General features: G+C 75.2%; 10 protein-coding genes. 4 read left to right on the top strand and 6 right to left on the bottom strand.

Going from position 1 to position 11,443, the window contains the following annotated elements; translation table 11 throughout:
• Positions 1 to 12 precede the first annotated feature (12 nt).
• On the bottom strand, positions 13 to 1,026 hold the full coding sequence (gene hrcA / locus MHY29_RS00125) for a heat-inducible transcriptional repressor HrcA (protein ID WP_224354824.1): 1,014 nt from the start codon (positions 1,024 to 1,026) through the stop codon (positions 13 to 15).
• Positions 1,027 to 1,187: 161 nt separating this feature from the next.
• Here hrcA and MHY29_RS00120 point away from each other — a divergent pair, with 161 nt between their 5' ends.
• Both MHY29_RS00120 and MHY29_RS00115 read left to right on the top strand, forming a co-directional pair.
• On the top strand, positions 1,188 to 2,045 hold the full coding sequence (locus tag MHY29_RS00120) for a DUF3097 family protein (protein WP_239237852.1): 858 nt from the start codon (positions 1,188 to 1,190) through the stop codon (positions 2,043 to 2,045).
• A gap of 115 nt (positions 2,046 to 2,160) precedes the next feature.
• Positions 2,161 to 2,616: a DUF4870 domain-containing protein gene (locus MHY29_RS00115; protein ID WP_239237851.1), complete on the top strand. Its 456-nt coding sequence runs from the start codon at positions 2,161 to 2,163 to the stop codon at positions 2,614 to 2,616.
• A 22-nt stretch (positions 2,617 to 2,638) separates the two neighbouring features.
• Here the strand turns inward: MHY29_RS00115 and hemW are convergent, their stop codons facing one another.
• Positions 2,639 to 3,916 (bottom strand): radical SAM family heme chaperone HemW, encoded by a 1,278-nt coding sequence (hemW, locus tag MHY29_RS00110; RefSeq protein ID WP_239237850.1) that lies wholly within the window; start codon positions 3,914 to 3,916, stop codon positions 2,639 to 2,641.
• Complete coding sequence (gene lepA / locus MHY29_RS00105) at positions 3,917 to 5,767, bottom strand: translation elongation factor 4 (RefSeq protein ID WP_239237874.1); 1,851 nt, start codon at positions 5,765 to 5,767, stop codon at positions 3,917 to 3,919. It abuts the gene before it with no gap.
• 117 nt (positions 5,768 to 5,884) lie between these two features.
• Here lepA and MHY29_RS00100 point away from each other — a divergent pair, with 117 nt between their 5' ends.
• Both MHY29_RS00100 and rpsT read left to right on the top strand, forming a co-directional pair.
• Positions 5,885 to 6,484, top strand: coding sequence for a type II toxin-antitoxin system PemK/MazF family toxin (locus MHY29_RS00100; protein WP_239237849.1), 600 nt, complete (start codon positions 5,885 to 5,887; stop codon positions 6,482 to 6,484).
• Between the two features lie 221 nt (positions 6,485 to 6,705).
• The gene (rpsT, locus tag MHY29_RS00095; RefSeq protein ID WP_239237848.1) at positions 6,706 to 6,972 is read left to right on the top strand and encodes a 30S ribosomal protein S20; all 267 of its coding nucleotides are present in this window, start codon (positions 6,706 to 6,708) and stop codon (positions 6,970 to 6,972) included.
• Positions 6,973 to 7,069: 97 nt separating this feature from the next.
• Here rpsT and holA read toward each other — a convergent pair whose 3' ends face one another.
• From holA to MHY29_RS00080, 3 genes are all read right to left on the bottom strand, one after another.
• Positions 7,070 to 8,092 carry a DNA polymerase III subunit delta gene (gene holA / locus MHY29_RS00090; RefSeq protein ID WP_224354818.1) on the bottom strand — a complete coding sequence of 341 codons (1,023 nt, stop codon included), beginning with the start codon at positions 8,090 to 8,092 and terminating at the stop codon, positions 7,070 to 7,072.
• Positions 8,093 to 8,101: 9 nt separating this feature from the next.
• Positions 8,102 to 10,456 (bottom strand): ComEC/Rec2 family competence protein, encoded by a 2,355-nt coding sequence (locus MHY29_RS00085; RefSeq protein ID WP_239237847.1) that lies wholly within the window; start codon positions 10,454 to 10,456, stop codon positions 8,102 to 8,104.
• A 133-nt stretch (positions 10,457 to 10,589) separates the two neighbouring features.
• Positions 10,590 to 11,387 (bottom strand): ComEA family DNA-binding protein, encoded by a 798-nt coding sequence (locus tag MHY29_RS00080; protein WP_239237846.1) that lies wholly within the window; start codon positions 11,385 to 11,387, stop codon positions 10,590 to 10,592.
• Between the last annotated feature and the right edge of the window lie 56 nt (positions 11,388 to 11,443).

The following is an 11,443-nucleotide window of genomic DNA, read 5'->3' as shown; positions in this document are numbered from 1 at the left end:
GTGGGGTCAGGTTCAGGTGGTCAGGATGCGGGACAGGTACCGGGCGATCGCGCGCACGGCGGCCATGGTCCCGGGGTAGTCCATGCGGGTGGGCCCGATGACGCCGACCTTGGCGACGGCCCCCGGGCCGTAGGCGGCGGCGACGACGGACGTGTCCGCCAGCGACGCCCCGTTCTCGGCGCCGATCCGGACGGAGACGCCGTGGGCGTCCTGCCCCATCTCGGTGAGCAGGCGCAGCAGCACGACCTGCTCCTCCAGCGCCTCGAGGATGGGGCCGATGGACGAGTGGAAGTCGTCCGTGCTGCGTGCCAGGTTGGCGGTGCCGGCGAGCACGATGCGGTCCTGCCGCTCGGCCTCGAGCAGACCGCGGACCGCCCCGACGACGTCGACCGCGGCCGCGCGTCGGGCCGGGGGCAGCCCCTCGAGCGGGGTGTCCAGGACGGCCGCCGCCTGCGCCGGGCCCAGGCCCTCGATGACGGGCAGCAGGACCGCGCGCAGGGCCGCGAGGTCCTCGTCCTGCACCGGCCGGGCAAGTGCCACCGTGCGCTGCTCGATCCGCCCCGTGGAGAGGATCAGCACCACGAGGACGCGCTCGGGGGTGAGCGCGACCAGGTCCAGGTGGCGGACCGTGGAGCCGTCCTCGTGGGGGAACTGGACCACGGCCACCTGTCGGGTGAGCTGGGCGAGGAGCCGGACGGTGGCCTCCATCATGGACTCGGTGTCCGCCTCGGAGTCCAGCAGGGTGCGCACGGCGCGGCGCTCGGCCGCGGAGAGCGGCTTGACCTCGGAGATGCGGTCCACGAAGACCCGGTAGCCCTTGTCCGTGGGGACGCGTCCGGCGGAGGTGTGCGGGGCCACGATCAGCCCCTCCTCCTCGAGGGCCGCCATGTCGTTGCGCACCGTGGCGGAGGAGACGCCCAGGGCGTGGCGCTCGACGAGCGCCTTGGAGCCCACCGGCTCGCGCAGGGACACGTAGTCCTCCACGATCGCCTGCAGCACCTGGAGACGGCGGGGCTGCTCGGTCACGGTGCGCTCCTCTCCTCACGACGACGAGCGGGACCCCGGGCCCCGCGCTGGCACTCACCGGCGCCAAGTGCCAATGCTAGCCATCGGCGGGACGCGCCGCCCGGACCGCGCGCCCCGATTCCGCCTCCGGCGGAGCCGGGCACCTCGCTAGGGTGGCCCGCATGGACTGGAGCAGCTGGGGCCCGGGGGCCCACGAGGACCTCGCCCGCCCCGCCGGACCCACCGCCGTGGAGGCGCCCGCCACCCCGGGGACGGTGGTCGAGGACGTGGCCAGCGGATTCGTCGGGGCCGTGGTGCGTGTGGAGCGCTCCGGCGGCACCCACGTGGTCGTCCTCGAGGACCGACGGGGCGTCCGCCGCGGCTTCCCCCTCGGCCCGGGCTTCTGGATCGACGGCTCCCCCGTCGTGCTCGTGCCCCCGCGGTCGGCCGCCCCGGCGGCCGCCGCCCGCACCGCCTCCGGCTCCCGGCGGGTCGAGGGCGCGCGCGCCCGGACCGCCCGCGCGTCGCGGATCTGGGTGGAGGGCGTGCACGACGCCGAGCTCGTGGAGAAGGTCTGGGGCGAGGACCTGCGCCTCGAGGGGATCGTGGTGGAACCCCTCCACGGCGTCGACGACCTCGCCGGGGCGATCCGCGACTTCGCCCCCGGCCCGGGCCGCCGCCTCGGGATCCTCGTCGACCACCTCGTCGCCGGCTCGAAGGAGGAGCGCCTCGCCGCCGAGGCCATGGCCGTGCCCGGCGCCGCCGGCAACGTCCTGATCCTGGGCCACCCGTACCTGGACGTGTGGCAGGTCATCAAGCCCGCCGTGCTCGGCATCGACGCCTGGCCGGTGGTGCCCCGCGGCCAGGACTGGAAGACCGGCGTCCTCCGCGGCCTCGGCTGGCCCGCGGGCACCAAGGAGGCCACGGGCCTGGGCTGGAAGCGGCTGCTCTCCCACGTGCGGACCTACGCCGATCTCGAGCCCGCCCTGCTGGGCCGGGTGGAGGAGCTGATCGACTTCCTCACCGCCCCGGGGGCCTGACCCGCCGGCCCCGGCGGGGCCGCCACCCCGTCTCCACCCCCTGCGTCTACACTGGGGCAGGCCCCGCCCCGGACGACGCCCGCGGCACCGGGCGGCAGGACGACAGAGGAGCACCGTGGCCACCACCCCCAGCACCACCCCCGCCGGCGAGACCGCGACCCCGCGCCGCGCCGCGGGCGGGAGCGCGGCCCACGAGGCCCCCGCCTGGCTGCGCGACGCCGCCGGCGGCCGCGCGCCCCTCACCGCCAAGCAGGACCGCGACCGCGCAGCCCTGTCCCACCTCAGCCTCGCGTGCGGCCTGCCCGGCCCGCTGGTGATGTGGCTGCTCTATCGGGACCGCGGCCCGTTCACGGCTCAGGAGTCCCGCGAGGCCCTGAACTTCTCCCTCGCGCCCACCCTGCTGATCGTCCTCCTGTTCCTGCTCGGCGGCGTGCCGCTGCTCGGCGGGCTGCTCGCGATCCTCGGCGCCCTGCTGTGGATCGCGCTGGCCCTCTACGGCGTCATGGGCGCCTCCCAGGTGGCGAAGGGCCGGCCCTTCCGGTACCCGTTCAACCCGCGCCTCCTGCGCTGACCCGTCGGCCGAGCCGGGTCCGTCAGAACCCGGCGAGGTCCCGCACGATCCTGTCGTTCCGCAGCCGCCCCTCCAGCGTCGGCACGATCCGACCCCGCAGGGCCGCCGGGCCCTCCACGAGTCCCTCGCCGATGAGCGCCGCCACGCGTCGGCGCAGCTCCTCCGGCTCCAGGGAGCCCCGCACCTCGGACAGGTCCAGCCCCTCCACGGTGCGCGCGGCGAGCATGATCCGCTCCAGGCGGCGTGCCTCGTCGTCGGGCATCTCCCTCCCCACGGCGGGCGTGACGCCCGTGGCCAGCCGCTGCGCGTACGCGGCCGGGTGCTTGGCGTTCCAGAAGCGCGTGCCGGCGACGTGCGAGTGGGCCCCCGGACCCACGCCCCACCAGTCCTGGTCCTCCCAGTAGGCCACGTTGTGACGGGCCCGGTGGACACCGGCCCCGGCCGGGTCGTGCGCCCAGTTGGAGACCTCGTACCAGCGGTACCCGGCGGCGGAGAGGAGCTCGTCCGCCAGCAGGTACTTGTCCGCCTGGTCGTCCGGGTCCACGTCCGCGACCTCGCCGCGGGCCACCTGCGCGCCGAAGCGCGTGCCCTCCTCCACGATCAGCGAGTACGCGCTGACGTGGTCCGGGGCCATCGCGATCGCGGCCTCCAGGGTGGTGCGCCAGTCCGCCAGGGACTCCCCGGGCGTGCCGTAGATCAGGTCCAGTGACACCTCCATCCCGGACGCGCGCGCGGCGGCGACGGCGGCCGGCACGTTCTCCGGGGCGTGCGTGCGCTCCAGCGTGGCCAGCACGTGGGGCACGGCGGACTGCATGCCCACGGACAGCCGCGTGAACCCGCCCGCGGCCAGCTCCGCGACGTACTCCGGGGTGAGGGTGTCCGGGTTGGCCTCGGTGGTCACCTCCGCGCCCTCGGCCAGGCCGAACCGCTCGCGTGCGTGCGCGAGGATCCGCACGAGGTGCTCGGCGGGGAGGAGCGTGGGCGTGCCTCCTCCGACGAACACCGTGTGCAGGGGACGCGCCGGCACCCGCGAGCGCTCGAGGACGCCCGCCGCGAAGTCCAGCTCCGCGAGGGCCGAGTCCACGTAGTCGCCGCGGCCGGCGCCCGGGCCGAAGGACTCGGCCGTGTACGTGTTGAAGTCGCAGTATCCGCAGCGCACCGTGCAGAACGGCACGTGCACGTACAGGCTGAACGTGCGCGGCTCCCCCGTCGCCGACGCCGCGCGGACCGCCGCCACGGAGGCGGGCGGCAGGGCGCCGTCGTCGGGCACGGGCAGGCCCACGGGCAGGACGGAGGGCACTTATTTCTTCGCGGGCTCGGCGCCGTCCGAGGAGAGCGCCGCGATGAACGCTTCCTGCGGGACCTCCACGCGGCCCACCATCTTCATGCGCTTCTTGCCCTCCTTCTGCTTCTCCAGCAGCTTGCGCTTGCGCGAGATGTCGCCGCCGTAGCACTTGGAGAGCACGTCCTTGCGGATCGCGCGGATGTTCTCGCGCGCGATGATCCGCGAGCCGATGGCCGCCTGGATCGGCACCTCGAACTGCTGGCGCGGGATCAGGTCCTTGAGCTTGCCCGTCATCATCACTCCGTAGGAGTAGGCGTTGTCCCGGTGGGTGATCGCGGAGAACGCGTCGACCTGCTCGCCCTGGAGCAGGATGTCCACCTTCACGAGGTCGGCCACCTGGTCGCCGTCCGCCTTCCAGTCCAGGGAGGCGTAGCCCTTGGTGCGGGACTTGAGCTGGTCGAAGAAGTCGAAGACGATCTCCGCGAGCGGGATCCAGTAGCGGATCTCCACGCGCTCCTCGGAGAGGTAGTCCATGCCCTTGAGGTGGCCGCGCTTCGTCTGGCACAGCTCCATGACGGCGCCGATGTACTCCGCGGGCACGATCACGGTGGCGGAGGCCATGGGCTCCTTCACCTCGAGCACCTTGCCCTCGGGGAACTCGGACGGGTTGGTCACGGTGACCACCGTCGTGTCCTCGCGCTTCACCTCGTAGACCACGTTGGGCGCGGTGGAGATGAGGTCGAGGTCGAACTCGCGCTCCAGGCGCTCGCGCACGATCTCGAGGTGCAGCAGGCCCAGGAAGCCCACGCGGAAGCCGAAGCCCAGCGCCACCGAGGTCTCCGGCTCGTAGACGAGCGCGGCGTCGTTGAGCTTGAGCTTGTCCAGGGCGTCCCGCAGGTTCGGGTAGTCCGACCCGTCGATCGGGTACAGGCCGGAGAACACCATGGGCTTGGGGTCCTCGTAGCCGCCGATCTGCTCGGTGGCCGGGCGCGAGCTGTTGGTGACGGTGTCGCCCACCTTGGACTGGCGCACGTCCTTCACACCGGTGATGAGGTAGCCCACCTCGCCCACGGACAGGCCCTTGGTGGGCATCGGCTCGGGTGAGGACACGCCGATCTCCAGCAGCTCGTGCGTGGCACCGGTGGACATCATGCGGATCTTCTCGCGCGGCGAGAGCATGCCGTCCACCACGCGCACGTAGGTGACGACGCCGCGGTAGGTGTCGTACACCGAGTCGAAGATCATGGCGCGGGCCGGGGCGTCGGCCACGCCCTGCGGGGCGGGCAGGCGCTCGACGACGCGGTCCAGCAGCGCCTCGACGCCCTGGCCGGTCTTGCCGGAGACGCGCAGCACGTCGTCGGGCTCGCAGCCGATCAGCGTGGCGAGCTCCGCCGCGTAGCGGTCCGGGTCCGCGGCGGGCAGGTCGATCTTGTTGAGCACGGGGATGATCTCGAGCTCGTTCTCCATGGCCAGGTACAGGTTGGCCAGGGTCTGCGCTTCGATGCCCTGCGCGGCGTCCACGAGGAGGATCGCGCCCTCGCACGCGGCGAGGGACCGGGAGACCTCGTACGTGAAGTCCACGTGGCCGGGGGTGTCGATCATGTTCAGGGCGTAGTTGACCCCGTCCACCTCCCACGGCATGCGCACGGCCTGGGACTTGATGGTGATGCCCCGCTCGCGCTCGATGTCCATGCGATCCAGGTACTGGGCCTTCATCTCGCGCGGCTGGACGACGCCGGTCGCCTGGAGCATGCGGTCGGCCAGGGTCGACTTGCCGTGGTCGATGTGGGCGATGATGCAGAAGTTGCGGATCACCGCGGGATCGGTGGCGGCGGGGACCGGGGGCTTGGACGCCAGGGGCGACACGGGCACATCCTTGATCGGCTCGGGGGCTTCGGACACTGACCGCCCATTCTTCCATGCGCCCGTCGGCCGAGGCGCCGGGGAGCCGCCCGCGCGCGGCGGGGGCGATAGATTCGGGCCATGGCCTTCGACTTCCAGCGCGCCCTCGCCCTCGGCCGGACCGCCCTGCGGCTCGTGGAGCAGGTGCGCTCCATGTCCGGCGCCGGCACGACTCGCGGCGCCGCCCGCTCCTCCCCTGCCTCGCGCGCCGGCCGCCGGCGTCGGGCGGACGCCGAGGAGACGCGCGGGGCGCGCTCCGGAGGCGCCGGCTCCGACCATGCTCTGCTGCCGGACTTCACCGGCCGGGCCCGCGTCGAGTACGCCCCGGTTCCGGGGGCGACGCCCGACCCCGGCGAGGTCGTCTGGACGTGGGTGCCGTTCGAGGAGATGGACGGTCGCGGAAAAGACCGCCCCGTGCTCCTGGTCGGCCGGGACGGCGACCTCCTGCTCGCCCTGATGCTCACGAGCAAGGACCACACCAACGCCGCCCGTCGCGACGCCGACTACGTCGACGTGGGCACCGGACCCTGGGACCGTGGCGGACGCGCCTCGGAGGCCAAGCTGGACCGCATCCTCCGCGTCGACCCGGCCGCCGTGCGTCGGGAGGGCGGGGTCCTGGAGCGCTCGCGGTTCGACGCCGTGGCCGAGGCACTGGCCCGCGCCCAGGGCTGGGACCGCTGACGCCGCCCGACCGCGCCACGCCGGGCCGCCCCGGGATCAGGATGCGGCGGGCCGGATGGTAGGCTCTCCTGCATTGTGTCCGCCGGTCGACGGGCACCCCCGGGACGGTCGCACCATCGGTGTTCCCCACGCCGCTCAGTCATCGGACCCGGGCACCCTCCACGACCCCCTGTACATCCGCGCCGGCGGGACCGCCGAGCGCAGCAGACGAAGGACCCGATTTGGCTAACATCAAGTCCCAGAAGAAGCGCATCCTCACCAACGAGAAGGCGCGCCAGCGCAACGTCGCGGTGAAGTCCGAGCTGAAGACGGCCATCCGCGCCGTGGACAAGGCCGTCGCGGCCGGCGAGCAGGACGCCGCCGTCGAGGCGCTGCGCACCGCCTCCCGCAAGCTGGACAAGGCCGCCTCCAAGGGCGTCATCCACAAGAACCAGGCCGCGAACCGCAAGTCCGGCATCGCCGCCCGCGTGAAGGCCCTCCTCGGCTGATCCACGCACGCCGTGCGCGACGGCCCCCGACCTCACCGGTCGGGGGCCGTCGTCGTCCAGGGGGATCACCACGGGGCCCGGGGCGGCCGGGCACGACTCAGCGGGAGACCGCGGTGGCGACCCGGATGACGGCACGCTCCACGGCGAAGTCCGCGTCCCGCGCGGCGCCCTTGACCTCGGCGTCGGCCTGGGCGATCCACTCCACCGCCCGGGCGATCCCCGCCGGCGTCCAGTGACGGGCCGCCTGCTGGATGAACCGCACCTGGAAGGGCGCCACCCCGAGGATCGACGCCAGCTCGCCCTGACCGGCCCGCGCGTCGATGATGCGGGCCACCTGCCGCGCCTTCACGGCCAGCGCGGACGTGATCATCACCGGGTGCACCCCGGTGGCCAGGGCGTGCCGGGTGAGGGAGACGGCCCGCGCCGCGTGACCTTCCAGCGTCGCGTCCGCCACGGCGAAGCTGGTCGCCTCCACACGCCCGCCGTAGTACGTCTCCACGGTCTGCGGGGTGACGGTCCCCTCGACGTCCTCGATCAGCTGGCGGCAGGCCGAGGCCAGGTCCGTGAGGGAGGCGCCCGTGGCGCGGACCAGGGCGCGCGCGGCGTCCTCGTCGATCCGGCGGCGGGCCTCGCGGAACTCCGCCTGGACCAGGGCGAGCCGGTCCTCGTCCTTTTTCAGGGCGGGGCACTCCACGACGACGCCGGCCGCGGCGACGGCGTCGATCAGCCTCTTGCCGCGGCTGCCGCCGGTGTGCCGGAGCAGCACGGTGACGTCGTCCGCACCGGGGCCCTGGGCGACGAGGCGCAGGGCGTCCTCGAGGAAGGCGTCGTTCATGGACTCCAGCCCGTCCACGCGGATGAGCGTGGGCTCGGCGAACAGCGACGGGCTCGCGGCGAGCGCGAGCTGGCCGGCCTGGTAGTCGGACGCCCGCAGCCGGTGGGTCTCCAGTGAGCCGTGACGCGCCTGCAGCGTCGCGACCACGCGGTCGGCGACCCAGCGGGCCGCATACTCCTCCGGGCCGCGCAGCAGCATCAGCGGCGCGGGCTCGGCCCGGCGCCAGGCCAACGGGTCGACGCCGCGGGCGCCTCGGGCGGAACGGGTGCTGCGTGCGGCGGACATGCCCCCATCCTAGGTCGGGGGCCGGACGGTGTACGGGGTGAGCCGGGCGTCCGGTCCGGGGACGAGCGCCACGGTGCCGTGCCGGTCGGTCCGGAGCACGGGCCCCAGCTCCTCGAGCCCGGCGACCGTGGCCGCCGCCGGATGCCCGTAGGTGTTGTCCGCCCCGACGGAGATGGCCTGGAGGCGGGCCCGCACGCGGCGGGGGACGTCCAGGCCGCCGTTGCGGGCGCCGTGGTGGGCGACCTTGAGCAGGTCGACCCGCGGAGGCGGCGCCGCGTCCGACCGCGTCCCGGCGGCCCAGGCGGCGGAGGCCTCCTGCTCCATGTCCCCGGTGACGAGGGTGGTGACGGGACCGGCCGGCGTCGTCACCGTGACGAGCAGCTGGGCGGAGGAGTCGTTCTGCTCGGCGGCGCGCGGGTCGGCCAGCAGGACCCGCCAGGCGACGTCGCCGGCACGGCCCTCGTCGCCTGTCGTCAGGGGCGCGGAGCCCGCGGGCGCGTCCAGTCCGGGCTCCTCCCCTCCTCCTCCCCCGGAGCCGGACCACGCCCCGTGGCGCACAGCCGCGGCCGCGCGGGGCCCGGACAGCCCGGGAGCGCCGGCGGCGTGGTCGGCGTGGAGGTGGGTCAGCAGCAGGGCGTCGACGCGCTCGATGCGGAGGTCGTCCAGGCAGCGGGAGGCCGCCGCGGGGTCCGGGCCGGCGTCCGCGACCACGGCCGAGCCCGGCCCGGAGCGGAAGACGGTCATGTCCCCCTGGCCGACGTCGCAGACGGCCACCGCCCACCCCTCCGGCACGGTGCCGGCCGGGCGCGGGACGAGCACGGCGGCCGCCGCCCCCGTCGCGGAGGCGGCCAGCACGGCGGCGAGCACGACGCGGGCGGGGACCCTCACGCGGGCGTCCCGGGCGGACCGCCCCACCCGCCGGACGGGGGCCGTCGGCCGGCGTTCGAGGACGAGGACGGCGTGGAACCCCGCCAGCGTGGCGGCGGTCAGCAGCGCCCCCAGCGCGATGCCGAGCGCGCCCTCCGGCCAGGGCCGCACCGCACCCGGCGCCGCGGAGGCCGCCGTGGCCGTCATACCGATCCACGCGGCCGGCCACTGGACGGTCCACAGCAGCGGGGCGGCCGCCCACGGTGCGGGCACGACGAGCGCGGCGGCGAGCGTTCCCAGGACCGTCACCGGCGCCACGGCCGGCGCGGCCACGAGGTTGGCGGGCACCGCCCAGAGGCTCACCGTTCCCGTCATGGCCAGCAGGATCGGCTGGCAGGCCAGGTGCGCGGCGAGGGTGACCGCGAGCGACGAGGAGAGCCCCCGCGCCGCCAGGTCCGGCAGGACGCGGCCCAGTCGGCCGTGCAGCCACCGGTCCACGGGCGCGGCGACCAGGACGATGCCCGCCGTCGCGGCCAGGGAGAGGTGGAAGGCGACCTCCCCCGCCAGGTCCGGGACGGCCACCAGCAGCAGCGTGCCGCCGGCGCAGAGCAGCCCGAAGGCCTGGCGACCGCGGCCCAGGAACACCGCCAGGGCTCCGAGGGCTCCCATCACCGCCGCCCGCAGGACGGACGGCTCCGGCCCCACCACCAGGACGAACACCCCCAGGACGGCGAGCCCCGCGCCCAGGACGACGCCACGCGGGCAGCGCAGGGATCGCAGGACCAGGGCGACCGTCCCGAGGAGCAGGGCGCAGTTCGCCCCGGAGACCGCCGAGAGGTGCGACAGCCCGGCGTCCTTCATGGCCTGGTCCGTCTGCTCCGACTGCGCCGTGCGGTCCCCGAGGACGAGCCCGGGCACCAGTTCCGGGGCCAGGCCGACGCCGTCCGCCGCCGCCTCCCGGAATCGGGCGCGCAGCACGTCCCGGCCGGTGGGGCCGGAGGAGGCGGCCGTTGAGCCTTCCCCGCAGCCGTCCGACTCGGGAGCGGCCCGTGCCGCGAGGAACAGGGCGCCGTCCGCCGGCCTCGGCTCGGCGACGACGCACAGCACCTCCGCGCCGTTCGCGGCGGCGTCGGGGCTCCCCGTTCCGGTGAGTGTGGCCTCCGCGGGAGGCGTGAGGGGTCGCAGCGGGTGCCCGAACCGCTGCACCGTCACCGGACGGGTCCACGAGGGGCCGAAGCGGGAGTCCTCGGCGGTCGCCGGGCCCTGGGCAGTGACCTCGAGGCGGACGGGCCCGCCGGCATCGACGGTCTCGATCCATCCGACCTGCTCGCGTCCTGATCGTTCGACGGCGATGTGCTGGACGAGCACGGCTCCACAGAGTCCGGCCAGCACGACGGCGGTCGCGGCGCCCGTGCGGACGCGGGACGAGCCGGTGCGCCGAATCCGGAGGCGCAGGGTCAGCGTCACCGCCGCCAGGGCGGCGCACCCGAGCGACACCGCGGCCGCCGTCGACGCCGGCCAGGTGGGAGCCGCCTGACCCAGCACGAGGCAGAGCAGCAGCGCTGGAACCCACCGGGCGTCGACCGGTCCGGCGGGCCTCACACCGCACCACGAGGGTGTCGCTCCCGCCTCACCACGTGACGTGGTCCTTGAGCCGGTCGAGAGTGGCCGGGCCGATGCCGGGGACCGCGTCGAGGTCCTGCAGCCCGCTGAAGGGTCCGACCGATTCCCGCTGGGCGATGATCTTCTCGGCCGTGGCCGGGCCGACTCCGGGCAGGGTCTGCAGGGCGGCGAGGTCGGCCGTGTTCAAGTCCACCGTGGCCGGCCCGCCTCCGGAGCCGTCCGCCGCACTCGCGCCCGACCCGGTGCGCGGCGTCGGACCGCCGTCCGGAGCCTCACCCGCCACGGCCGCAGGCTCGACGGCGGTCTGCGCGTCCGGCACCACGACCTGCTGACCGTCCACGACGGGCGCGGCGAGGTTGATCCGGTCGGTGCGGGCGAGTTCGCGGGCGCCGCCCGCGGCGGCGACGGCGTCGGCCACCCGGGCCCCCGCGGGCAGCTCGACGACGCCCGGGCGTCGCACCTGGCCGACGACGTGCACCCGGACGCGTCCCGAGGGGTTCGCGGCCGCGGCGGACCGCCCGCCGCCGTCCTGGCCCTCGGGGGTCGCCGCCGTCGCCCCGAGGGGAGCGGCGCTTGCCTCGTGGGCCGCGGACCCCGCGGCCGAGGCCGGGCCCACCGCGCCCGCGGGCACGGCGTCGGGCGGGGCCGGCGCCGTCAGCCAGGCCACCAGCCACCAGGTCAGCCCGAGGATCGCGACGAGCGTCAGTCCGGCACCGGCGGTGCGCCACCGCAGCAGGGGGCCGCGGGGCGGCGGGTCCTCCCAGTCCGGCTCGTCGACGGCGGGGGTCAGGGTCTTCGTGTCCATGCGCCCAGCCTGGCCACCGCGCGGGTGCGCCCACCCGATGCCTCAGGGGTTCGGTG

The sequence above is a fragment of the Micrococcus sp. ACRRV genome, assembly GCF_022346985.1.
GTDB classification, from domain to species: Bacteria; Actinomycetota; Actinomycetes; order Actinomycetales; family Micrococcaceae; genus Micrococcus; species Micrococcus porci.
This window is presented reverse-complemented; position numbering and strand designations above follow the sequence as displayed.

What these genes read in the sequence shown, in the direction of transcription:
- MHY29_RS00120 (WP_239237852.1), top strand. Translation starts at nt 1,188, where the DNA reads ATGGACTGGAGCAGCTGGGGCCCGGGGGCCCACGAGGACCTCGCCCGC.
- MHY29_RS00100 (WP_239237849.1), top strand. Translation starts at nt 5,885, where the DNA reads ATGGCCTTCGACTTCCAGCGCGCCCTCGCCCTCGGCCGGACCGCCCTG.
- holA (WP_224354818.1), bottom strand. Translation starts at nt 8,092, where the DNA reads ATGTCCGCCGCACGCAGCACCCGTTCCGCCCGAGGCGCCCGCGGCGTC.
- MHY29_RS00080 (WP_239237846.1), bottom strand. Translation starts at nt 11,387, where the DNA reads ATGGACACGAAGACCCTGACCCCCGCCGTCGACGAGCCGGACTGGGAG.